Raw genomic sequence first — 20093 nt, 5'->3', positions numbered from 1 at the left:
CCGACATGAACCCTTCGACAACTCCGAAGCACCTCAACCCGCTGTTGAAGCTCGCGCTCGAACTCGGCCCGCTGGCCGTATTCGTCATCGCCAACAATCGCGCCGATCTTTTTTGGGCCACCGGCCTGTTCATGGCTGCGACCGCATTGGCGCTCATCGTGTCCTGGGTGATGATGCGGCGCCTTCCCACCATGCCGCTCGTCACAGGCGTGGTCGTCCTCGTGTTCGGCGGGCTCACGCTCTATCTGCACGACGAGCTCTTCATCAAGCTCAAGCCCACCATCGTCAATCTGCTGTTCGCGGCCGTGCTGCTTGGCGGCCTGGCCTTCGGCAAATCGCTGCTGGCCATCGTGCTCGACACGGCATTTGCTCTGGATGAAGAGGGCTGGCGCAAGCTCACCCTTCGCTGGGGTGTTTTTTTCGTGTTCCTCGCCGTGTTGAACGAGGTCATCTGGCGAAATTTCTCGACGGATTTCTGGGTGGGCTTCAAGTTCTGGGGCGTCTTCCCGCTCACCTTCCTGTTCGCCGCCTGCCAGTTTCCGCTGCTCCAGCGCCATGCCATCCCCGAAAAGGCCGCGCCGGAGCATCTGTGATCAGGCCGTGACGTCGAGGAGGTGCTGCCGCCCTTAGCGGCTGGCCTGTGCCGTGCCCCGTTCGGCCTTCTCGATTTCCGGCAGGATGATGTCGGTCAGCGAGGCCTCGGTCAGCGGACCGATGTGCTTGTAGGCGATACGCCCGTCCTTGCCGACGATGAAGGTCTCCGGCACGCCGTAGACCCCCCAGTCGATCGCGGCACGGCCGGCCTCATCCATGCCGATCGCGGCGAACGGATTGCCGAGATCGTTGAGGAAGCCCCGGGCATTGTCGGGCTTGTCCTTGTAAGCAATACCGACAAGCCGGGCACGGCCCAGCTCCGACAGGCGCATCAGCAGCGGGTGCTCCTGGCGGCAGGGTGCGCACCAGGACGCCCAGACATTGACGATGGTGATGCGGCCATTGCCGAGATCCGCGCGCGACAGGCCGGGAACCGGCTTCCCGCTCGTCTCGGTCAGGCCCTCCAGCGGCGGCAGCGTGAATTCCGGCGCCGGCCGGCCGATCAGGGCCGACGGGATGCGTGAGGGGTCGCCGGAATACAGGCGCACGTAGAACAGCACGCACAGTGCGACGAACAGCGCCAGAGGCAAAATGATAAGCGCGCGCCGCAGTGTCATGGCTGCTCGTCCTGCCGTGCAAGCCGCGCTTCCAGCTTCACCAGTGCCGCCTTTTGCCGGCGGTGCTGGAGAAAGCTCCAGGCGATCAGAGCCAGAAGCGTAACAGCGGTGAAGCCATAGGCCGCGATGATATAGCCGGAATGCTCGTTCATGCGCCGCTCCTTGCCGCCCGCAGCCGCAGGCCGCGCAGGCGGCGGCGTATCAATTCCGTCCGCATCGCCGCCAGATGCAGAGTGATGAACATCAGCGTGAACGCCGCGGCGTTGATCATCAGGGGAATGAGGATGGAGGCATGGATGGTCGACCCGCCGGCGCGGAAGACCGAAGCCGGCTGGTGCAGCGTGTTCCACCAGTCCACCGAGAATTTGATGATGGGAATGTTGACGAAACCAACGAGCGTCAGGATCGCGACAAGACGCGCCGCCCGCGTGGGTTCGTCGAGCGCCGCGCGCAGGGCGATGACGCCCAGATACATCAGGAACAGCACGAGCTCCGACGTCAGGCGCGCGTCCCACACCCAATAGGTGCCCCACATCGGGCGGCCCCACAGCGAGCCGGTGACCAGCGCGATCAGGGTAAAGGCCGCGCCGATCGGGGCCGCCGATTGGGCGGCGACATCGGCCAGCGGATGTCGCCAGACGAGAACCCCGAGGCTTGCCGCCGACATCAGCGACCACGCGAACATCGACAGCCAGGCGGCCGGTACATGGATGAACATGATGCGCACCGTGTCGCCCTGCTGGTAATCGGCCGGCGCCACGAAGAAGGCCTGCCACAGCCCAAGAGCCAGGAGCACGATCGTCAGAAACGCAAGCCACGGCACCACGCGCACGGCGAACGATTGAAAGACCGCAGGATTTGCGAGCGACATCACGGACATCATCCGGGCCGATGTAGCTCCGCCGGTTTTCGGAGGCAATGGCATGGTCACTGCAGTGCTCCTCGCAGGGCCGCGGCGGCGGCGATTGGCGCCAGCACAAGGCTGGCGAGCGTCACACCCATCAACAATGCTAGGGGCGCGAAAGATGGCGTCGCCGAAAGAACATTTTCCGTGGCCGATACGCCGAAGATTAGGGTCGGCACGGTCAGCGGCATGACCAGAACCGGCAGCAGCAATCCGCCCCGCTTCAGGCCCACGGTCAGCGCCGCGCCCATGGCACCCAGAAGGGTCAGGGCGGGCGTACCTATCAGGAGGGTCAGAGAAATCGAGGCGAGCGCCGGCGGCGGCATGTTCAGCAGCAGCCCCAACAAGGGCGCCGCGACCGCGAGCGGCAGGCCCGTTCCCACCCAATGCGCAGCCACCTTGGCCAGAACGATCAGGGAGAGAGGCGTCGGCGCCGCGAACAGAAGATCGAGCGATCCGTCCTCCGCGTCGGCGCCGAACAGGCGGTCGAGGCCGATAAGCGTCGACAGCAGTGCGGCGATCCACAACATGGCCGGCCCGATCCGTGCCAGCAGAACGAGATCGGGGCCGATGGCGAAGGGCGTCACCGCCACCACGCACAGGAAGAAGACAAGAGGCAGGCCGAATCCGCCGCCCGCGCGCACCAGAAGCACGAAATCCCGGCGCATCACCGCCGCAATGCTTGTCATCATGCCGCGTGCCCCAGAACCATGTGCCTGAGGTCCGGCCATCCGAGGTCCGAATGCGTGGCGGCCACCACAAGCCCGCCTTCGGAACGATGCGCGGCAACGAGCGTGGCGAGGCGGGCCAGACCATCGGTGTCGAGTGCGGTCGCCGGTTCATCCAGCAGCCAGATCGGCCTTTGGCAGGCCAGAAGCCGCGCCATGGCCAGGCGACGACGCTGCCCGGCCGAGAGCATGGCGGCCGGAAGATCGGCCGCATGGCCGATGCCGACGGTTTTTAGAGCGCGTTCGGCATCGATGCCGCCTCCGCCCAGGATGCCGATCCAGGCGGCGAGGTTCTCGAGCGAGGTCAGCGCGGATTTCGCACCATCGGCATGGCCCAGAAGATGGATGTGCTCGGCCGGCAAACTTTCCTCGCTCATGCCGCCGAGTTCGATGCGGCCTTTATCGAGAGGCAGGAGATGGGCAAGGGCACGCAGCAAGGTCGACTTTCCCGCGCCGTTGGGGCCTGTCACCACCAGCGCCTCGCCGGGCTCGACCTTGAGGGACACCTCATCCAAAACCAGCCGCTCCCCGCGCTCCACAGCAATGCAGTCCACGATCAAACGCATGGCAGCACCTCATTGGTATGCCACCGCTTTTTCTGGAAGGATTCGAAGGCAGCCCCTATAATCCGCGCGCGAACGGCCGAACCGCCCCAGGCGATGCTCGACGTCCCCGTATTTTCCCGCCGGAATGTCCAGGTTCCGGCCCCATGTCCGGTGAAAGGACCCGCCATCGTGACCACGTCTTCCCTCGACAGTTTCAAGTGCCGCAAGACGCTCACGGCTGGTGATAAATCCTATGTCTATTACAGCTTAGAGGACGCCGAGAAAAACGGCCTCTCCGGAATTTCCCGACTGCCGGTGTCGATGAAGGTTCTTCTGGAGAACCTCCTTCGCTTCGAGGACGGGCGCACCGTCAAGGCCGAAGACATTCGCGCCGTCGCCGAATGGCTGGTGGAGCGCTCCAGCCAGCATGAGATCGCCTTCCGCCCGGCGCGGGTCCTGATGCAGGATTTCACGGGTGTCCCCGCGGTGGTGGATCTCGCCGCGATGCGCGATGCGATGAACGCCCTGGGCGGCGATCCCCGGCGCATCAACCCGCTCATTCCCGTCGATCTGGTCATCGACCATTCCGTCATCGTCGACGAGTTCGGTACGCCGCAGGCCTTCGCCCACAATGTCGAGCTCGAATACCAGCGCAATGGCGAGCGGTACCGTTTCCTGAAATGGGCGCAGCAGAGCTTCGACAATTTCCGCGTCGTACCCCCGGGCACGGGCATCTGCCATCAGGTCAATCTGGAAAACCTCGCCCAGACTGTCTGGACGAAGGATGAGAACGGCGAGACCGTCGCCTATCCTGATACGCTGGTCGGCACCGACAGCCACACCACCATGGTCAACGGCCTATCGGTTCTGGGCTGGGGCGTCGGTGGCATCGAGGCGGAGGCCGCCATGCTCGGCCAGCCGCTCTCCATGGTCATTCCTCAGGTCATCGGCTTCCGCGTCTCGGGCAAGCTGCGCGAGGGCGTCACCGCCACCGACCTCGTCCTCACCGTCACCCAGATGCTGCGCAAGAAGGGTGTCGTCGGCAAGTTCGTCGAGTTCTTCGGCCCTGGCATTGGCAACATGGCGCTGGAAGACCGCGCGACCATCGGCAACATGGCGCCGGAATACGGCGCGACCTGCGGCTTCTTCCCCGTGGATGTCGAGACCCTTCGTTATCTTGCGCAGACCGGCCGCACACCTGACCGCGTCGCCCTGGTCGAGGCCTATATGAAGGCGCAGGGCATGTTCTGGACGCCCGAGACGCCGGATCCGGAATTCACGGATCTGCTCGAACTCGATCTCGACAGCGTCGAGCCCTCGCTCGCCGGTCCGAAGCGTCCTCAGGATCGGGTGCTCCTGTCCGAGACCAAGACGGGCTTCGTCGAGGCGCTGTGCAGCGAGTTCAAGAAGAACGAGGAAGTTGGCGCCCGCTTCCCCGTGGAAGGCGAGGATTATACGATCGGCCACGGGGATGTCGTCATTGCGGCGATCACCTCCTGCACCAACACCTCCAATCCCAGCGTGATGATGGCCGCAGGCCTGCTGGCCCGCAACGCAGTCGCCAAGGGGCTCACTGTCAAACCGTGGGTGAAGACCTCGCTTGCGCCCGGATCGCAGGTCGCCGCCGATTATTTCGAGAAGGCGAACCTGCAGGACGATCTCGACAAGCTCGGCTTCAACGTCGTCGGCTTCGGCTGCACCACCTGCATCGGCAATTCCGGCCCTCTGCCGGAGGTCATCTCGGAAGCCATCAATGCCCATGACGTGGTGGCTGCGGCGGTCCTCTCCGGCAATCGCAATTTCGAAGGCCGTGTGAACCCCGACGTGCGCGCCAATTATCTGGCATCGCCGCCGCTGGTCGTCGCCTATGCGCTGGCCGGCTCGCTGCAGGTCAATCTGGCGCGCGATCCGCTCGGCACGGGTTCGGACGGCCAGCCGGTCTATCTGCGCGATATCTGGCCGAGCAGCCAGGAGGTGGCCGAGTACATCCGCGAGAACGTGACGAAGGAGATCTTCGCCAGCCGCTACGCGGACGTGTTCAAGGGCGATGAAAACTGGCAGGCCATCGCGGTGTCCAAGGGGCTTACCTTCCCTTGGGACGATGCCTCGACCTATGTGCAGAACCCGCCCTATTTCGAGGGCATCACGTCCACGCCCAAGCCCATCGAGGACATCGACGACGCTCGCATCCTCGGTCTGTTCCTCGATTCCATCACGACCGACCACATTTCTCCGGCCGGTTCGATCAAGCAGGAAAGCCCGGCGGGTCATTATCTGCGCGACCATCAGGTACGGCCACAGGACTTCAACCAGTACGGCACGCGGCGCGGCAACCATCAGGTCATGATGCGTGGCACTTTCGCCAACATCCGCATCAAGAACCAGATGATTCCCGGCATCGAGGGCGGTGTCACCGTTCATGAACCGTCTGGTGAAAAGCTGCCGATCTTCGATGCCGCCATGCGTTACAAGCAGGAGGGCGTGCCCCTCGTCGTTTTCGCGGGCAAGGAATACGGCACCGGCTCCTCGCGCGACTGGGCGGCCAAGGGCACCGTTCTGCTCGGCGTCCGCGCCGTCATCGCCGAAAGCTTCGAGCGTATCCATCGCTCCAACCTCGTCGGCATGGGGGTGGTGCCGCTCGTCTTCGGCGCCGGCACCAGCTGGAAATCGCTTGGCCTAACGGGCGTGGAGACCGTCACGATCCATGGCCTGTCCGAGGGGCTCAAGCCGCGCGACGTGCTGCTGGCCAAGATCACCTTCCCGTCAGGCGAGGTGAAGGAAGTTCCGCTGGTGTGCCGCATCGACACCTATGAAGAGCTGGAATATTTCCGCAACGGTGGCATCCTGCACTACGTGCTGCGTTCGCTCGCGGCCTGATCGTCATCTCCGCCCGCTCCCTCTCGCTCTCGTGACTCACGAGGGCGGGAGAGCGGCCTAGAATGCGCGGACCATGCCGTCATCGACGCTCTCTCTCCCTGCTCTGGTTCTCGCTCTCACGACAGTGTTTGCCGGCACTTCTGCCGTCGCCGAACCTCGGGCCGTCGTGGAATTGTTCACGAGCCAGGGCTGCGCGGCGAGCCCCAAGGCTGACAGCCTCCTTTCGGATCTGCTGAAGCGCGGCGATGTCGCGGTTCTGACCTTCCCCGTGGATTACTGGGATTATCTCGGCTGGAAAGACACGTTCGGCGATCCCGCGCATACCGCGCGCCAGCGGGCCTATGCCCGCGCTCGCAGCGATCGCAAGGTCTACACACCGCAGATCATGGTGAACGGCGTCGTTCCCGCCGTGGGCAGTGACCGGACAGCTGTCGAGAAGGCGATCGACGAGACGCTTGCGGGCGCAGAAGTTCTGCAGATTCCGATTGAGGTCGAAGAGGCCGGCGGGCAGATCGCCGTCGAAATTGGGGATCACCCCGCCAGCCCGGACGCTGAAGTCTGGCTGTTTGCCTTAAGCCGCACCAAGACCGTCGAGATTGCCGGCGGCGAAAATGCACACCGCAAGATCACCTACACGAACGTCGTTAGGCGGATGACGCGCCTCGGCGCTTGGGCCGGAAAGGCCGTGCATTTCATGGTGCCGCATTCCGAAGCCGTGCCGAAGGATGCGGATCATTATGCGGTGTTGGTGCAGCGAGGGTCCGGCAGCATGCCGGGTGCCATTCTCGGCTATTCCGAGCGCTGACAAGGCAAAAAAAAGGGGCCGGCGAACCGGCCCTTCTAGTACCCGCGCAATCTTCGCGGGCTGATCGGTTGGCCCGGCCGCGCAACCGTCAGGGGCTGGGGGGCTGGAAAAAGACGGTCAAACGACCGGGCACCGAGGCAACGATCCGATATTGCTGGCCGGGTACGGCGGCCAAAGGGCCGAACAGCGGCGAAAATAAGAATTCTCTCGCGCCTGAAATAGGGTAAGGCGCGGCTTGCGCATGCGGCGCTGCGGGGTGATCATGACGTTCCGATGAAACCATCCGAGGTGCGTATGGGAGACGTCGAAGCCATAGAAAATCTGCGGGCCCGCCGGTCTAACGGTCCGGCCGGGCCTTCATCACCGACACCGCCCCCAACTGCGGTGGCCTTCAACCGACTTGAACTCCGCGAGATCCTGAATGTCTATGGCCGCCTGGTGGCGGCTGGTGACACGCGCGATTATGCGATCGACATGCTGAAGGAACGGGCGGTGTTTTCGCTGTTCCGCCACATGGGGGAAATGCCGCTTTACCGGATCGAGAAGAACCCCGCTTTGCGCAGCCGGCAGGGCATGTATTCCGTCGTTGCCGCAACAGGTCTGATCCTGAAGCGTGGCAACGAGCTGGATCGGGTTTTGGGTGTGTTGGACCGCAAGGTCCGGCTGGTCGCCGGCTAGCGCCTATTCTTCCTCGACCAGAGCCTCGATCGCACCGATGGCGAGCTCGAGATCTGCGATCTTGCGCAGGGCGTTATCGGAGGGGAGCATATCGGCCTCGGCGGCCTGCAGCAGAAGCGAGCGCTGGGCGTCCATGAGACGGTCCTGAAGCGCTGTGAGCTGGTTCTTGGTCGTGTCGTTCATTGGAATGCCATAACGCGGCGGCGGAGACTTATCCACCCCTTAAGCGAGAAGCGGCCTGCCGAAGCAGGCCGCTTATTCATCAGGCCTGGAGATCTGCCGGGATCTTGCCGCCGTTTTCCGCCAGCTTGGCCATCAGCTGCTTGTGCAGCCAGATGTTCATCGTCGCGCTGTCGTCGGTGTCGCCTGTGTAGTTCAGATCCTGTGCCAGTTCCTTGCGGGCGGCGAGGCTGGAATCGAGATCCAAGGCCTTCATCAGGTCGACGATCGAAGTGCGCCAGTTCAAGGTCTGGCCCTTTTCCTTCACCTTCTGATCGAGGACGGCAGCGACGTCGACATTGCCGCCGGCCGGTGCTGCGGTCGGGCGGGCTGCGGAGCCGGCCGCGCTTCCGGGAGCACCCGCCGCAACGTTCGGCTGTGCGACGCCGCCTGAGGCGCTGGTCGTGGTTCCTGTCGTACCGGTACCTGCACTTGGTGCCGTACCGGGCGCGGGGGCTGCCTCTGCCCGGCCGCCGAAGATCGAGCTCATGATCTTTCCGAGAATGCTCATATCGTCCTCCTGTGGGGATCTGTCATTGATTGCGTGTGGAGCGTTGATCAGGCGAGGCCGCGGGCCGCGGAGACGATCTGCGCATCGAGATGCGCAACGAGATCGGCGGGCAGATCGAGCAGCGCCGCGAGGCGGTCGAGATAAGCCTTTTCCTCCGGCGTGTCGGGATCGCCGATGACTGCCCGGGAGGCGACATAAAGCTCGGATGCCTGCTCTCGCGAGCGCGCAAGGCGGGCGATCGCCGCTGCATCCGCCCGGTTTCCGATGGCATCGAGCAGAAAGCCCTTCTCCTCGGAGCTCAGCCCGAGTTCGCGGATCTGCTCCTGAATGCGGGTGCCTTCCTCACTGTCGAGGTGACCGTCGGCCTTTGCGGCGGAAATCATGGCCTGCACGAGCGCGACGCCCAGTTCGCGACCGTCCTGATCCTTTTCCTCGTCCAGATGGAAGCCGCTGCCAGCCGGAGGCGGCGTGTTGGGCACGCTCGTCTGCTGCGCGGCGGCCTCGGCGCTTTGTTGCTCCTGCCAGTTCTTGTAGGCCTTGTAGGCAAGGGTCCCGAGGATCGCGAGGCCGCCCGTGCGGATCAAGCCGCCGCCATCGCGCAGCTCGCCGCCCGAGCGTCGGTTGCGTCCCGCGAGCAGGATGGACAGAAGTCCGCCACCAGCCGCCAATCCGCCAAGCCCGCCTGGGATGCGCGAGGCGAGATCGCCGAGACCTCCTCCTGCGCCACCAAGGCCTCCCAAGCCACCGAGGCTGCCGAGATCGAAGCCACCGCGCCCCTCGGGCAGGCCGGAATCGGAACGCCCTCCGCCGAAGCCTCCCGGGCGGCCGCCAAGACCATCGCTGAGGCTGCCTAGGTCATTGCTTTCGTTGCCGGGCCGCGGCTGAGAACCACGCGAAAGGCCGCCGCGGCCCGCTTGGCCGCCGAGCATGGTGTCGAGAATGGAGCCGAGATCCATGGGCTGTCTCCTGCTGTTCTATGCAGCGGAGAAAGCCTTTCAGACCCCGTTCGGTTCCGAGGAATGGAGGAAACAGACCTTTGTTCAAGCGTCCCGAGGGAGGCTTCAATAGGGTCATTCGCCCGCCGGCTCGCCCGGCTCGAAATCGGGGAGGGAGCGATCGCCCAGGCCGAGAGGCCGCTGCATGATGGGCGTGTCGATCCACTGCCCAAACTTGCGGCCCACGGATTTCATGGTGCCGACCATCTCGAACCCGGCCCGCTCATGCAGCTTCACCGAGCCGACATTGGCGCTGTCGCCGATGACCGCGATCATCTGCCGGAACCCGTGCACTTCGCATGCCGCGATCAAGGCCGTGAGCAGGGCACGGCCCACGCCTTTGCCTTGCCAGTTCTCGGCGACATAGATCGAATCTTCCACCGTGAAGGCATAAGCGGGCCGTGCGCGGAAAGGGCCCGCATAGGCATAGCCTGCCACCTGGCCATCGATCTCGGCGGTCAGGTAAGGAAAGCCGCCCTCGGTAAGGCCGGTAAAGCGCCGTGTCATCTCCTCCAGACCCGGCACCTCCAGCTCGAAGCTGGCGGTGCCGGTGCGAACTGCGTCGGCATAGATGAGGGCGATGGCGGGCAGGTCGTCGGATTTGGCGGCACGGATCATGGCGCCAGAATGCACACAAAAAAGCCCCGGACAATGCCGGGGCTTTTCGTGATTCTGATCGTCCCTTACTCGCGATTGCCGAGCAGCGAGAGCAGCATCGTGAAGAGGTTGATGAAGTCGAGGTAGAGGGCCAGCGCGCCCATGATCGCCTTGCGGCCCATCATGGTGCTGTCGTCCACCGCGTTGTACATCTCCTTGATGCGCTGGGTGTCGTAGGCGGTGAGGCCCGAGAACACCAGCACGCCCGCCACCGAGATGACGAACTGCATCATCGAGCTCTGCATGAACAGGTTCACGACGCTCGCGATGATCAGGCCGAACAGGCCCATGATCAGGAACGTGCCGAGGCCCGACAAGTCACGCTTCGTGGTGTAACCGTAGAGGCTCAGCGCGCCGAACGAGGCGGCAGTGATGAAGAACACGCGAGCGATCGACGTTCCCGTATAGACGAGGAAGATCGTCGACAGCGACAGGCCCATCAGCGCCGCGAACGACCAGAACGCGATCTGCGCGCCGGATACCGTCATCGTGTGTAGGCGGGCCGACAGGAAGAACACCATGCCGAGCGGTGCCAGCATCACGGCCCATTTCAGCGGACTGACGAACAGCGCATAGCCGATGCCGGTCAGATACACGCCGTCGCGGATTTGAGCAGCAGCGCCGGCCGGGTTGTTCGTAACCGAGGCCATGAAAGCGCCGATCGCGAACAGGCCCGTAATGGCAAGACCGATCGCCATGTAATTGTAAACGGCGCCCATGTAGGACCGCAGGCCCTGGTCGATTACCCCGGCCTCCGTGCGGGCGCGGGTGTCGATCCCGACATTCCCGAAGCGGTCGAAGTTAGCCATAAACGTTCATCCCCTTGGTTACCCCGCATTCGTGGCGCGGGATCTCAGCACGCAATATGGGAAATCGAGGTGCTGTGAACAAGCGTAGTTCTACGGCTCGCGGCGGTTTTCGCCTCACGAGAGCGCGAGTTAGGTGCCTGTGGATTTTCCAGTCCGAGCTGGTAAGGCTCGATGTTGTCGGTGCAGAAAGAACCATTGCGGCAAGGGCCGCTTGCTGACCAAGGGGGAAAGTACGTGGCTCTTTGGGACGACGACAGAAGCGCTTTTCACGATGGCGTCCTCATCGTGGAGTTCACGGCCGACACGGAAGCATTCCTATCGCTCGAACGTGCGATGAGTCCCGATGACCCTGGCGATGATGCCCGGGAAGTGATCATGCTCGGCATGGTGTCGGGTCCGTGGGCGGATCGGGACGAGGCCGTGTCCCGCTGTAAGGAAAGGGCCGAGAGCCTGATGGCGGAGGCGGGATATCTCTAGAGTTCCCGCAGCACCCGAGCCGGCTTGTGGCGCACCAGCCGCCAGGTTCCCGCCAATCCCAGTATGAGCGTCAAAACCAGGGCCAGAGCCGTGACGGACAGGATGCCCGTGGCGTCGAAATGAAAATCGATCCGCATCATCTGCGTCACGATCACCAAAGCGGACAGCGAGCCTGCCACCATTCCGAAGATGGCGCCCGCCGCGCCGATCAACAGATATTCGAGCCCGAAGGCTGTCATGATCGACGCGCGGGTTGCGCCCAGCGTTTTCAGGATCATGGCGTCGTACAGCCGGTAGCTGTGACCGGCCGCAAGCGCGCCCGCGAGAACGAGCACGCTTGCCAGGACCGTCACGCCGCTTGCCGAGCGGATGCCCAGCACGAGCTTGCCCACGACGTCGCCGATCGTGGCCAGGGCATCCTTGACGCGGATCGCGATGATCGAGGGAAACTGCGCCGCCGCGTCGCGCAACAGCGTGCGTTCGATCTCGTCGCCTGCATCCGGCAGCGCCAGCGTCGCAAGGTATTGATACGGCGCCCCGGCAAAGGTGTTGGGCGAGAACACCAGCACGAAATTGATGCCGAGATTCTCCCAGTCGACGGTACGGAAATTGGCGATCTTCGCCGAGATTTCGCGGCCCAGCACATTCACCACAACCTCGTCGCCAAGTTTCAGGCCAAGCTCACGCCCAAGATCGGTTTCGAACGAGACGAGGTTGTCACCGGTGTGGCCGGGTTCCCACCATTGCCCGGACGTGATCTCGGAGCCTTCGGGCAGGGTGTCGGAATGGGTCAGGCCGCGGTCGCCGCGCAGCACCCACTCGGCCTCGCCTGCCGGGTAATTCTCGGTGCTCTGTCCTTTCAGCTGCGTGATGCGACCGCGCAGCATCGGCACCTCGCTGATCTCGGCACCCGGTGCCTTGTCGTTCAGGAAAGTCTTGAAGGCTGACTGTTCGCTGTTGGGAATGTCGATGAAGAAGAAGCTGGGCGCGCGTTCCGGCAGGCTTGCCGTCAGCTGGTTGCGGATCGAGGAATCGATCAGCGTCACCGTCACGAGCAGTGCGATGCCCAAGCCGAGCGAGAGCACGATCGAGGGCGTGAGTGCGCCCGGACGGTGGATGTTGGCAATGGCCAGTCTCAGCGCCGTGTCAGTGGCGCGTGGAACACGGCGGGCCAGGATGATGATGCCGGAGGCGACGAGCCGGAGCAGGCCAAGGATCAATATCGCGGCGGCGACGAAGATCAGAGCGATCTTGCGGTCGAAGGCTGTTGCCACCGTCAGCGCCAGCAGGGCCGCCAATATGGCGCCCGTCAAGACGATGTAGCGGCGGCGGGGCAGGCGGCGCATGCCTTCCGAGAGGTGTTCGCGAAACAGCGCGGAGACCGGCATGTCGTGGGCGCGCCCCAAGGGCCACAATGCGAAGACGAGCGCCACCAGCACTCCGAACAGAGCCGCCAGGACAAGCTGGCCGGGTTCCACGGATGCCGCGAAGGGCAGGGGCAGCAGGGCGGAGAACGCCCATTCCACAGCGAAGGGCAGAAGCGCGCCGGCGATGAGGCCGATGGCGATGCCGATCGATGCGATCATCAGGATCTGCACCAGATAAATCGCGAAGATACGCCCACCCGACGCGCCGAGGCATTTCAGCACCGCGGCCGTCTCGCGCTTCTTCTCGACGAACGCATTGACCGCATTGGCCACGCCCACGCCGCCCACGACAAGTGCCGTCAGCCCGACAAGCGTCAGGAACTGGCTGAACAAGGCGATGTTGTTCGACAGCCGCTCGGACGCATTGTCTCGCGTGCGGGCGCGCCATCCGGCCTGCGGAAAGGCTTCCTTGGCCTCGTCCAGTATGGCCTGCGGCGCGCCGGCCGATGAATCGGCCAATGCCAATCGATAATTCCAGCGCACGAGGCTGCCCGGCACCAAAAGGCCACTCGCGGCCAAGGCCTCGCGTGAGAGCAGGACGCGGGGGCCGAGCCCGATGCCTTCCGAAAGTGCGTCGGGTTCCGAGATCAGCTCCGCCCGCAATTCCACCATTGCGCTGCCGATGCTCAGCCGGCTGCCGATCGGCACGTTGAGGCGCCCGAGAAGGGCCGGGTCGACCACGGCGCCGAATGCGCCATCACGTTCCGCCAGTAGATCGGACAGGGGCCGTTGGGGCTCGGTCCTCACGTCGCCGGCCAGAGGATAGGCGCCGTCGACCGCCTTCATCTCGGCCAATGCCGCATCGCCGTTTTCGCTGCGGGTCATGCTGCGCAGCGTGGCGACGGCCGACACCCGGCCTTTTTGCTCCAGGAAGGAGAGTTCCTCCGAAGTTGCCTCGCGGTGAACGAGTGCAAACGCCGCATCACCACCCAGAATGGCGCGTCCTTCCCGGGACAGGCCGGCGTTCAGGCCCTGCGCCAATGAGCCCACCCCGGCGATCGAGGCGACACCCAGCGCAAGGCAGGCGATGAAGATGCGAAACCCGCTCAAGCCCCCGCGCATCTCGCGCAGCGCAAGCCGAAGCGACAGCAGAAATCCGCTCACGCGCTCACCAATGTTTCGGCCGCTTCGATCATGCCGGAGCGCATCCGCACCACACGGTCGCAGCGCCGCGCCAAGGCGGGGTCGTGGGTCACCAGAACAAGTGTTGCGCCGCGCTCTCGCGTCTTCGTGAAGATCAGATCGGCGATCATCCGTCCGGTCGCCTCGTCGAGGTTGCCGGTGGGTTCGTCAGCCACCAGAACCTCCGCGCCAGGGGCGAGCGCACGGGCCAGCGCAACGCGCTGCTGCTCGCCGCCCGACATCTGTGCCGGGTAATGGCCGGCACGCGCGCTCAGCCCCACCGCCTCCAATTCCGCCCGGGCCCGCGCGAGCGCGTCGTCGACGCCCGCAAGTTCGAGCGGCACGGCGACGTTCTCCAGCGCCGTCATGGTCGGGATGAGGTGAAAGCTCTGGAAGACGACGCCGATGTGGCGGCCGCGAAAGCGGGAGAGCGCATCCTCGTCCTGGGCGGTCAGGTCGGTGCCCAGCACGGATACTTTCCCCGCGTCCGGGCGCTCGAGCCCGGCCAGCACCATCAGCAGCGACGACTTGCCCGAACCGGAGGGGCCTGTAAGCCCCACGCTCCGGCCCCTATCTATGTGCAGCGACACCCCTTTCAGAATGTGGACGCGCCCGGCTCCCCTGCCGAGGCTCAGTTCTACGCCGTCGAGGTCGATCGCCATGCCGTCCGCACATTCCTCTGTTCAGGAGTTCTGCCATATGGAGAAGGTGTCCCCCTCCCGCCAGTCACGATACGGTGGGCGCGCCGTCCGCATTGTCGCAGCGCTCGTCGCGGTTTGTCTTGCCGTCATCACGTTTCCGGAAGCCGCCATGGCGCGCACGCTGAAACTCGTCGCCTTCGGCGACAGCCTCACCGCCGGTTATGGGCTTGCGCCCGCGGAAGCCTTTCCGAATGTGCTTGAGCGATCGCTGAAATCACGGGGCCACGATGTCGTCGTCGCCAACGCCGGTGTGTCGGGCGATACCGTGGCGGCCGGGCTCGCCCGCCTGGACTGGTCGATCCCCGGTGGCACAGACGGCGTCATTCTCGAGCTTGGAGCCAACGACGCCCTGCGCGGTCAGGACCCGGCGGCGACAAAGGCCGGCCTCGTCAAGATTCTCGACCGCCTGAAAGCCCGCAACATCCCCGTTCTCATCGCAGGCATGTACGCCCCACGCAATCTCGGCGCGGCCTATACGGGTGCGTTCGACGCGATCTATCCGGATCTCGCGAAGCAATACGGACATCCACTCTATCCGTTTTTCCTTGATGGCGTGGTGGGCGAGGCGCGTCTCAATCTGCAGGACGGCATCCATCCCACGGCCGAAGGCGTACGCCTCATCGTGGACAGGATCACGCCGAGTGTGGAAGATTTTATCCGCCGGATCGATTCCGGTTCCTGAGATTCGCGCCTCACGGAGTGAACGACATGCCTCGCTTGTTCACCGGGCTCGAAGTGCCGGCGAAGATCGCCGATCGTCTCGCTCTGCTACGCGGCGGGCTTCCCGGCGCCCGCTGGATCGATGTCGAGAATTATCACATCACGCTGCGTTTCCTTGGCGACGTGGACGAGCGCACCGCGCGTGAGGCCAGCCTTGCGCTGGGCAATGGTCATCGTGAGCCGATCCCCGTCACCATCGACGCGCTGGATGCGTTCGGGGGTGTCCGGCCGCGCTCGCTGATCGCAAAGGTCGAGCCCGGCGCGGAATTGCTGGATCTTCAGGCCGAGCAGGAGCGGGTGCTGCGGCGTGTCGGTCTTCCTGCGGAAAGCCGCAAATACACGCCCCATGTCACCCTCGCGCGGCTGCGTGACACTTCTCCCCGCGCCGTGGCCGATTGGCGGGCGATGCGGGGAGGCATGGCCCGCATGACATTCGAGGCGAGCCGCTTCGTGCTGTTTTCCTCGCGCGATTCCACCGGTGGTGGCCCATATCTGGTCGAGCAGACCTATCCGTTCGGATTCGAGATGGACGAGGATGAGCACGATGACGAAGACGGCCTTGCATGGTGACGAGCGCGCGGCGGCGCTCGCTTCCCTGGGCGGTTGGGCGCTCGCCGCTGACGGCACCGCCATCCACCGGCAGTTCACCTTCGCCGATTTCTCCGAAGCATTTGCCTTCATGACGCGGGTGGCATTGGCCGCCGAGACGATGAACCATCACCCGGACTGGGCGAATTCCTACGACAGGGTGGACATATCTCTGTCCAGTCACGACATCGGGGGCTTGAGCGAACGCGATATTCGACTGGCCCGGACGATCGATCGTCTCGCGGATCAAACGGAACGTTCTCCCGCTCATGGAGCTGCCTGAATGACGGATGCTGCCGATCTCGATCTCGAACTTACGGAAAAGGAACGCATCGTCCGCAAGGGCTTCTGGCCGAAGCTGCGTCGTATGGCGGCGAGGCTTCCCTTCGCCGAAGATGCGGTATCCGCCTATTATTGCGCGTTCGACCGCGAGACTCCGACACGCGTACGGCTGATCCTGCTGGGCGCGCTCGTGTATTTCATCGTTCCGTTCGATGCGGTGGCGGATTTCCTTCCCCTGTTCGGGCTCGCGGACGATGCCGGCGTCCTGTCCGCAGCGCTCCTCGCCGTTGGCGCGCACATCAGCGACAGCCATCGCGCGGCAGCGAAATCTGCCCTGGAGAACATGCGGAACGGGCTGCAGGCGTAAGGCCCGGCTGGCCACACTTCACAAATCTTCTCCAAATTTCGCCAATTTTTACCTGTTGTCAGCATTTCCCGGCCCACATTTGGACCGCGAGGGGGGTCGTTCCCCCGCCAGTCCACTCACGCCGGCACGGCCGGCCGAACGCAGGATTGCCCAGGACCATGATCGCCCGCCGCCTCTTTCTGACGCTCCTTCTCATCGCGTTCGCGCCGGACGTGTCCAACGCGCAGACCGGCCAGCAATTGCTCGGCCAGTTCCAGGACTGGAGCGCCTACACCGCAAATTCGGGCAGCAAGGTCTGCTTTGTCATCTCGCAGCCGAAATCGCGCGCTCCGGAAGGCCTGAATCGCGATCCAGCTTACTTCTTCGTGTCGCATCGCCCCGGCGACAGCGTTCGCAACGAGGTCAGCATCCAGGTGGGCTTCCCCACCCGCGCCGGCTCGACGATGGATCTGACGATCGGGTCGAACACGTTCCAGCTGGTCACCCAGAACGAGCGCGGCTGGTCGAACGGGCAGGACGACGCGCGGCTGGTGGAGGCCATGCGTGCCGCCGGTTCCGTCACGGTGAGTTCGACGTCCGGTCGCGGCAACGTGACCACGGACACATATTCGCTTCGCGGCATCTCGGCGGCGCTCGACAAGATCAACGCGGAGTGCCGCTGATCCCGAGCGGTATTTCAACCGCCGAGGGAACCAGTGTTGCTGCAACGGGTTGTGACCCCTGGGACATCCAAAGGGAGCAATCCAAATGCGGAAATCACTTCTTTTCACGACGATGGCGGGCGCTCTTCTTGCGGCCAGTGCGGCTGGTGCTCAGACCGGCAGCAACCCGGCTCCGTCTACCCCTGATTGTGAGGCGGGTTCGGCCGGTTGCGTGAGCAAGGGCCAGAACACCACCACCACAGGTACTCAGCCCGGCTCCACGAACAATACGGGTTCAAGTGACAGCTCGACTGGTACGGGAGCTGGCGCGGGCACAGGCACGAGCGGTGATGGCACCGGATCTGGTGATGGCGGTGGCGCCGGTGGCGGTACCGGCGGTGGTGCTGGCGGCGGTGGGGCTGGCGGCGGTTCCGGTGGTTCCGGCGGCGGCGGCTCGCAGTAATCCATCCACGTCTGAAATACGAAATAGCCCCGTGTAAAACGGGGCTATTTTGTTTATATAGCCGCTATGCTGGCTGTCTCTGAACCTGTCGCGGCGCAAACCGCCGTTTCCATGCCGTCGCTCATTGGGCTGACGCGGGCCGAACTGTCCGATGCCCTCGGCCATGCCGGTGTGCCCGAGCGCGAGCGCCGCATGCGCGTGTCCCAGCTCTGGCACTGGATCTATCATCGTGGCGTGACCGATTTCGCGGCGATGACGAATGTGTCCAAAGGCCTCCGTAGCGTATTGGAACAGGCTTTCACGCTGGAACGGCCGGAGGTCGTCTCCGAGCAGATTTCGGTCGACGGCACCCGCAAATGGTTGATCCGTCTGCCGCCTCAGGGCAATGACCGGCGGCCGCACGAGGTCGAAGCCGTCTATATCCCGGAATCCGATCGCGGCACGCTATGCGTGTCCAGTCAGGTCGGCTGCACGCTGGCCTGTACATTCTGCCACACAGGCACTCAGACCTTGGTGCGCAACCTCACCTCGGCCGAGATCGTGGCGCAGCTCATCGTTGCGCGCGATCGCATCGGCGACTGGCCGGGTATGCCGCGTTCAACAGAAGGTCTTGTTCCGGACGGCGAACGTGCGGTGACGAACATCGTCTTCATGGGCATGGGCGAGCCGCTCTACAATTTCGAAGGCGTCAAGGCCGCCATCGAGGTGATGTCGGACGGCGAGGGTCTGTCGCTGTCGCGCCGTCGCATCACCGTGTCCACCTCGGGCGTCGTGCCGGTCATCGAGAAGCTGGGCGAAGAGGTGGGCTCCATGCTCGCCATCTCGCTGCACGCCACGCACGACGAGCTCCGCAACAAGCTCGTGCCGCTCAACAAGAAGTACCCGATCGCCGAGCTTCTTGAGGCGTGCCGTACGTATCCCGGCGCGTCGAACGCCCGCCGCATCACGTTCGAATATGTGATGCTGAAGGGCATCAACGACAGCAATGCCGAGGCGCGCGAACTCGTGCGACTGTTGAAGGGCATTCCGGCCAAGATCAATCTCATCCCGTTCAACCCATGGCCCGGCACAGGCTATGAATGTTCGGACTGGGATCGGATCGAGGAATTTTCCGAGATCGTGTTCCGAGCGGGCTATGCCTCGCCGGTCCGCACGCCGCGCGGCCGCGATATCCTGGCTGCCTGCGGCCAGCTCAAATCAGCCACCGAGCGCTTGCGGGCAAAGGAGCGCATGGCGGCCGCGGGCATCGCCGCCGAGTGACCATTCTTTCTCGCATCATCCTGATCCCGGTTGGTTATCTGGCGGCGATCTTTGCGGCGATCGCGTTGATCGCCGGCGTCGAATGGGTGCGGGCCTATCCGCCTGTGGCGGGCGATCCCGGCCTTGTCACGATGACGGCGCTGGCGGTCTTCACCGATGCGGTCGTCATGTCGGGCATCATTGGCTACACGGCGCTCGGCCCGGTGCTTGTCGCGGTGGGCCTCGCCGAGATCTTCGCGCTGCGCAGTTTTTTCTATTTCGCCGCCGTCGGTCTCGCGATTGCCGGGGCTTTGTCGCGCATTCTGGGGCCCGCCGATTATCCCGCGCTGCCGGCTGAGCCCGCGCTCATTGCGGCGGCGGGCATTGCCGGCGGCCTCGGATATTGGGTTTCGTCCGGACGCTGGTCGGGAATAAAACGCCCGCGGGAACCCATCGCTTCCTGAACTGGTTTCTGCCATGCTTCCCGGTTAGTGGAAGCACGTTCAGTTCCCGAATGGAGATCGAGCCTGTGGCCAATCCCTTCTTCCGCATCCGCGCGGTCCTTGTCGCCGTCCTGTTCGGCAGCCTCGTCGCCGGTTGCGGCGTCAACACCATTCCCACCCTCGACGAGCGGGTGAACGGGGCGTGGGGCGAGGTGCAGAATCAATATCAGCGGCGCGCCGAATTGATCCCGAACCTCGTTGAAACCGTGAAGGGCTTCGCCGCGCAGGAGCGTGAAACCCTCACCGCCGTGGTCGAGGCGCGCGCCAAGGCGACGTCGATCAACGTCAACACCGACCAGCTGAGCGATCCGGCGGCGGTCGAACGCTTCCAGCAGGCGCAGGATCAGTTGTCCGGTGCACTTGGTCGTCTGTTGGCCGTCACCGAGAACTATCCGGACCTGAAGTCCAATCAGAACTTCCTCGCGCTGCAATCGCAGCTGGAGGGAACGGAAAACCGCATTGCCGTCGCCCGGCGCGATTATATCGGCACGGTCCAGGCCTATAACACCGAGGTCCGCACCTTCCCTGGCCGTCTTTGGGCCTGGATTTACGGCGCCTCGCCGAAAGCCACTTTCACGACATCCGAACAGAATCAGACGGCGCCGCGGGTCCAGTTCTGATCCG

At 64.2% G+C, this 20093-nt stretch carries 26 protein-coding genes; 14 read left to right on the top strand and 12 right to left on the bottom strand.

The features are described 5' to 3' along the window. Nucleotides 1-5: 5 nt before the first annotated feature. On the top strand, nucleotides 6-593 hold the full coding sequence (locus tag ACQ6S1_RS06325; protein WP_445040344.1) for a septation protein A: 588 nt from the start codon (nucleotides 6-8) through the stop codon (nucleotides 591-593). Between the two features lie 33 nt (nucleotides 594-626). Here the strand turns inward: ACQ6S1_RS06325 and ACQ6S1_RS06320 are convergent, their stop codons facing one another. Genes ACQ6S1_RS06320 through ccmA form a run of 5 tightly spaced genes read right to left on the bottom strand, consistent with a single transcriptional unit; the run spans nucleotide 627 to nucleotide 3409 of the window. Beyond that, the gene (locus ACQ6S1_RS06320) at nucleotides 627-1211 is read right to left on the bottom strand and encodes a DsbE family thiol:disulfide interchange protein (protein WP_445040343.1); all 585 of its coding nucleotides are present in this window, start codon (nucleotides 1209-1211) and stop codon (nucleotides 627-629) included. After that, nucleotides 1208-1363 carry a heme exporter protein CcmD gene (ccmD, locus tag ACQ6S1_RS06315; protein ID WP_445040342.1) on the bottom strand — a complete coding sequence of 52 codons (156 nt, stop codon included), beginning with the start codon at nucleotides 1361-1363 and terminating at the stop codon, nucleotides 1208-1210. Before ccmD ends, ACQ6S1_RS06320 begins: the two co-directional genes overlap by 4 nt. Beyond that, nucleotides 1360-2091 (bottom strand): heme ABC transporter permease, encoded by a 732-nt coding sequence (locus ACQ6S1_RS06310; protein WP_445041224.1) that lies wholly within the window; start codon nucleotides 2089-2091, stop codon nucleotides 1360-1362. Before ACQ6S1_RS06310 ends, ccmD begins: the two co-directional genes overlap by 4 nt. 47 nt (nucleotides 2092-2138) lie before the next feature. Continuing rightward, on the bottom strand, nucleotides 2139-2807 hold the full coding sequence (gene ccmB, locus ACQ6S1_RS06305; protein WP_445040341.1) for a heme exporter protein CcmB: 669 nt from the start codon (nucleotides 2805-2807) through the stop codon (nucleotides 2139-2141). Beyond that, on the bottom strand, nucleotides 2804-3409 hold the full coding sequence (ccmA, locus tag ACQ6S1_RS06300) for a heme ABC exporter ATP-binding protein CcmA (protein ID WP_445040340.1): 606 nt from the start codon (nucleotides 3407-3409) through the stop codon (nucleotides 2804-2806). Before ccmA ends, ccmB begins: the two co-directional genes overlap by 4 nt. A 93-nt stretch (nucleotides 3410-3502) precedes the next feature. Here ccmA and acnA point away from each other — a divergent pair, with 93 nt between their 5' ends. The 3 genes from acnA (at nucleotide 3503) to ACQ6S1_RS06285 (ending at nucleotide 7748) form a co-directional block, all read left to right on the top strand. Further along, nucleotides 3503-6265, top strand: coding sequence for an aconitate hydratase AcnA (gene acnA, locus ACQ6S1_RS06295; RefSeq protein WP_445040339.1), 2763 nt, complete (start codon nucleotides 3503-3505; stop codon nucleotides 6263-6265). 73 nt (nucleotides 6266-6338) lie between these two features. Then, complete coding sequence (locus ACQ6S1_RS06290) at nucleotides 6339-7070, top strand: DUF1223 domain-containing protein (protein WP_445040338.1); 732 nt, start codon at nucleotides 6339-6341, stop codon at nucleotides 7068-7070. Between the two features lie 273 nt (nucleotides 7071-7343). Continuing rightward, entirely contained in the window at nucleotides 7344-7748 is a 405-nt protein-coding gene (locus tag ACQ6S1_RS06285) for a DUF2794 domain-containing protein (RefSeq protein WP_445040337.1), read from the top strand. A gap of 3 nt (nucleotides 7749-7751) precedes the next feature. On the opposite strand, the gene ACQ6S1_RS06280 is transcribed toward ACQ6S1_RS06285, so the two are convergent. From ACQ6S1_RS06280 to ACQ6S1_RS06260, 5 genes are all read right to left on the bottom strand, one after another. Further along, nucleotides 7752-7931 (bottom strand): hypothetical protein, encoded by a 180-nt coding sequence (locus ACQ6S1_RS06280; RefSeq protein WP_445040336.1) that lies wholly within the window; start codon nucleotides 7929-7931, stop codon nucleotides 7752-7754. A gap of 79 nt (nucleotides 7932-8010) precedes the next feature. Continuing rightward, on the bottom strand, nucleotides 8011-8478 hold the full coding sequence (locus tag ACQ6S1_RS06275) for a DUF3597 domain-containing protein (protein WP_445040335.1): 468 nt from the start codon (nucleotides 8476-8478) through the stop codon (nucleotides 8011-8013). Nucleotides 8479-8525: 47 nt separating this feature from the next. Beyond that, on the bottom strand, nucleotides 8526-9434 hold the full coding sequence (locus ACQ6S1_RS06270) for a tellurite resistance TerB family protein (RefSeq protein ID WP_445040334.1): 909 nt from the start codon (nucleotides 9432-9434) through the stop codon (nucleotides 8526-8528). A 114-nt stretch (nucleotides 9435-9548) separates the two neighbouring features. Continuing rightward, nucleotides 9549-10091 carry a GNAT family N-acetyltransferase gene (locus ACQ6S1_RS06265; protein ID WP_445040333.1) on the bottom strand — a complete coding sequence of 181 codons (543 nt, stop codon included), beginning with the start codon at nucleotides 10089-10091 and terminating at the stop codon, nucleotides 9549-9551. Nucleotides 10092-10156: 65 nt separating this feature from the next. Next, nucleotides 10157-10939, bottom strand: a complete 783-nt coding sequence (locus ACQ6S1_RS06260; RefSeq protein WP_445040332.1) for a Bax inhibitor-1/YccA family protein — start codon at nucleotides 10937-10939, stop codon at nucleotides 10157-10159. A 234-nt stretch (nucleotides 10940-11173) separates the two neighbouring features. Between ACQ6S1_RS06260 and ACQ6S1_RS06255 the strand changes: the two genes are divergently transcribed. Next, a complete protein-coding gene (locus ACQ6S1_RS06255; RefSeq protein WP_445040331.1) occupies nucleotides 11174-11416 on the top strand; it encodes a hypothetical protein in 243 nt (80 codons plus the stop codon). Here the strand turns inward: ACQ6S1_RS06255 and ACQ6S1_RS06250 are convergent. Further along, nucleotides 11413-13947: an ABC transporter permease gene (locus tag ACQ6S1_RS06250; protein ID WP_445040330.1), complete on the bottom strand. Its 2535-nt coding sequence runs from the start codon at nucleotides 13945-13947 to the stop codon at nucleotides 11413-11415. The two genes, ACQ6S1_RS06255 and ACQ6S1_RS06250, sit on opposite strands and share 4 nt — an antisense overlap. Then, nucleotides 13944-14627: an ABC transporter ATP-binding protein gene (locus tag ACQ6S1_RS06245; protein WP_445040329.1), complete on the bottom strand. Its 684-nt coding sequence runs from the start codon at nucleotides 14625-14627 to the stop codon at nucleotides 13944-13946. Before ACQ6S1_RS06245 ends, ACQ6S1_RS06250 begins: the two co-directional genes overlap by 4 nt. A gap of 37 nt (nucleotides 14628-14664) precedes the next feature. Here ACQ6S1_RS06245 and ACQ6S1_RS06240 point away from each other — a divergent pair, with 37 nt between their 5' ends. The 9 genes from ACQ6S1_RS06240 to ACQ6S1_RS06200 all read left to right on the top strand — a co-directional run bounded on the left by ACQ6S1_RS06240 (nucleotide 14665) and on the right by ACQ6S1_RS06200 (nucleotide 20089). Further along, entirely contained in the window at nucleotides 14665-15348 is a 684-nt protein-coding gene (locus tag ACQ6S1_RS06240) for an arylesterase (protein ID WP_445040328.1), read from the top strand. Nucleotides 15349-15374: 26 nt separating this feature from the next. After that, on the top strand, nucleotides 15375-15956 hold the full coding sequence (gene thpR / locus ACQ6S1_RS06235) for an RNA 2',3'-cyclic phosphodiesterase (protein WP_445040327.1): 582 nt from the start codon (nucleotides 15375-15377) through the stop codon (nucleotides 15954-15956). Next, a complete protein-coding gene (locus tag ACQ6S1_RS06230; RefSeq protein ID WP_445040326.1) occupies nucleotides 15931-16257 on the top strand; it encodes a 4a-hydroxytetrahydrobiopterin dehydratase in 327 nt (108 codons plus the stop codon). Before thpR ends, ACQ6S1_RS06230 begins: the two co-directional genes overlap by 26 nt. Next, complete coding sequence (locus tag ACQ6S1_RS06225) at nucleotides 16258-16623, top strand: YkvA family protein (protein ID WP_445040325.1); 366 nt, start codon at nucleotides 16258-16260, stop codon at nucleotides 16621-16623. A gap of 158 nt (nucleotides 16624-16781) precedes the next feature. After that, on the top strand, nucleotides 16782-17285 hold the full coding sequence (locus ACQ6S1_RS06220; RefSeq protein ID WP_445040324.1) for an invasion associated locus B family protein: 504 nt from the start codon (nucleotides 16782-16784) through the stop codon (nucleotides 17283-17285). 85 nt (nucleotides 17286-17370) lie between these two features. Next, the gene (locus ACQ6S1_RS06215) at nucleotides 17371-17727 is read left to right on the top strand and encodes a hypothetical protein (RefSeq protein WP_445040323.1); all 357 of its coding nucleotides are present in this window, start codon (nucleotides 17371-17373) and stop codon (nucleotides 17725-17727) included. Nucleotides 17728-17838: 111 nt separating this feature from the next. After that, on the top strand, nucleotides 17839-18987 hold the full coding sequence (gene rlmN, locus ACQ6S1_RS06210) for a dual-specificity RNA methyltransferase RlmN (protein ID WP_445040322.1): 1149 nt from the start codon (nucleotides 17839-17841) through the stop codon (nucleotides 18985-18987). After that, entirely contained in the window at nucleotides 18984-19430 is a 447-nt protein-coding gene (locus ACQ6S1_RS06205) for a hypothetical protein (RefSeq protein ID WP_445040321.1), read from the top strand. The genes rlmN and ACQ6S1_RS06205 overlap by 4 nt, the downstream gene beginning before the upstream one ends. A 50-nt stretch (nucleotides 19431-19480) precedes the next feature. After that, nucleotides 19481-20089 (top strand): LemA family protein, encoded by a 609-nt coding sequence (locus tag ACQ6S1_RS06200; protein WP_445040320.1) that lies wholly within the window; start codon nucleotides 19481-19483, stop codon nucleotides 20087-20089. The last annotated feature ends 4 nt before the right edge of the window (nucleotides 20090-20093 follow it).

It is taken from the genome of Terrihabitans aquatilis, from assembly GCF_052542005.1.
Note: the sequence above shows the minus strand (reverse complement) of the source record. Positions and strands in the feature narration are given on the sequence as shown.

Excerpts from the sequence above, each read along its gene's own strand:
- ACQ6S1_RS06325 (WP_445040344.1), top strand. The coding sequence starts at position 6 with ATGAACCCTTCGACAACTCCGAAGCACCTCAACCCGCTGTTGAAGCTC.
- ACQ6S1_RS06320 (WP_445040343.1), bottom strand. The coding sequence starts at position 1,211 with ATGACACTGCGGCGCGCGCTTATCATTTTGCCTCTGGCGCTGTTCGTC.
- ccmD (WP_445040342.1), bottom strand. The coding sequence starts at position 1,363 with ATGAACGAGCATTCCGGCTATATCATCGCGGCCTATGGCTTCACCGCT.
- ACQ6S1_RS06310 (WP_445041224.1), bottom strand. The coding sequence starts at position 2,091 with ATGTCCGTGATGTCGCTCGCAAATCCTGCGGTCTTTCAATCGTTCGCC.
- ccmB (WP_445040341.1), bottom strand. The coding sequence starts at position 2,807 with ATGATGACAAGCATTGCGGCGGTGATGCGCCGGGATTTCGTGCTTCTG.
- ccmA (WP_445040340.1), bottom strand. The coding sequence starts at position 3,409 with ATGCGTTTGATCGTGGACTGCATTGCTGTGGAGCGCGGGGAGCGGCTG.
- acnA (WP_445040339.1), top strand. The coding sequence starts at position 3,503 with ATGCTCGACGTCCCCGTATTTTCCCGCCGGAATGTCCAGGTTCCGGCC.
- ACQ6S1_RS06290 (WP_445040338.1), top strand. The coding sequence starts at position 6,339 with ATGCCGTCATCGACGCTCTCTCTCCCTGCTCTGGTTCTCGCTCTCACG.
- ACQ6S1_RS06285 (WP_445040337.1), top strand. The coding sequence starts at position 7,344 with ATGAAACCATCCGAGGTGCGTATGGGAGACGTCGAAGCCATAGAAAAT.
- ACQ6S1_RS06280 (WP_445040336.1), bottom strand. The coding sequence starts at position 7,931 with ATGAACGACACGACCAAGAACCAGCTCACAGCGCTTCAGGACCGTCTC.
- ACQ6S1_RS06275 (WP_445040335.1), bottom strand. The coding sequence starts at position 8,478 with ATGAGCATTCTCGGAAAGATCATGAGCTCGATCTTCGGCGGCCGGGCA.
- ACQ6S1_RS06270 (WP_445040334.1), bottom strand. The coding sequence starts at position 9,434 with ATGGATCTCGGCTCCATTCTCGACACCATGCTCGGCGGCCAAGCGGGC.
- ACQ6S1_RS06265 (WP_445040333.1), bottom strand. The coding sequence starts at position 10,091 with ATGATCCGTGCCGCCAAATCCGACGACCTGCCCGCCATCGCCCTCATC.
- ACQ6S1_RS06260 (WP_445040332.1), bottom strand. The coding sequence starts at position 10,939 with ATGGCTAACTTCGACCGCTTCGGGAATGTCGGGATCGACACCCGCGCC.
- ACQ6S1_RS06245 (WP_445040329.1), bottom strand. The coding sequence starts at position 14,627 with ATGGCGATCGACCTCGACGGCGTAGAACTGAGCCTCGGCAGGGGAGCC.
- ACQ6S1_RS06240 (WP_445040328.1), top strand. The coding sequence starts at position 14,665 with ATGGAGAAGGTGTCCCCCTCCCGCCAGTCACGATACGGTGGGCGCGCC.
- thpR (WP_445040327.1), top strand. The coding sequence starts at position 15,375 with ATGCCTCGCTTGTTCACCGGGCTCGAAGTGCCGGCGAAGATCGCCGAT.
- ACQ6S1_RS06230 (WP_445040326.1), top strand. The coding sequence starts at position 15,931 with ATGACGAAGACGGCCTTGCATGGTGACGAGCGCGCGGCGGCGCTCGCT.
- ACQ6S1_RS06225 (WP_445040325.1), top strand. The coding sequence starts at position 16,258 with ATGACGGATGCTGCCGATCTCGATCTCGAACTTACGGAAAAGGAACGC.
- ACQ6S1_RS06220 (WP_445040324.1), top strand. The coding sequence starts at position 16,782 with ATGATCGCCCGCCGCCTCTTTCTGACGCTCCTTCTCATCGCGTTCGCG.
- ACQ6S1_RS06215 (WP_445040323.1), top strand. The coding sequence starts at position 17,371 with ATGCGGAAATCACTTCTTTTCACGACGATGGCGGGCGCTCTTCTTGCG.
- rlmN (WP_445040322.1), top strand. The coding sequence starts at position 17,839 with ATGCCGTCGCTCATTGGGCTGACGCGGGCCGAACTGTCCGATGCCCTC.
- ACQ6S1_RS06200 (WP_445040320.1), top strand. The coding sequence starts at position 19,481 with ATGGAGATCGAGCCTGTGGCCAATCCCTTCTTCCGCATCCGCGCGGTC.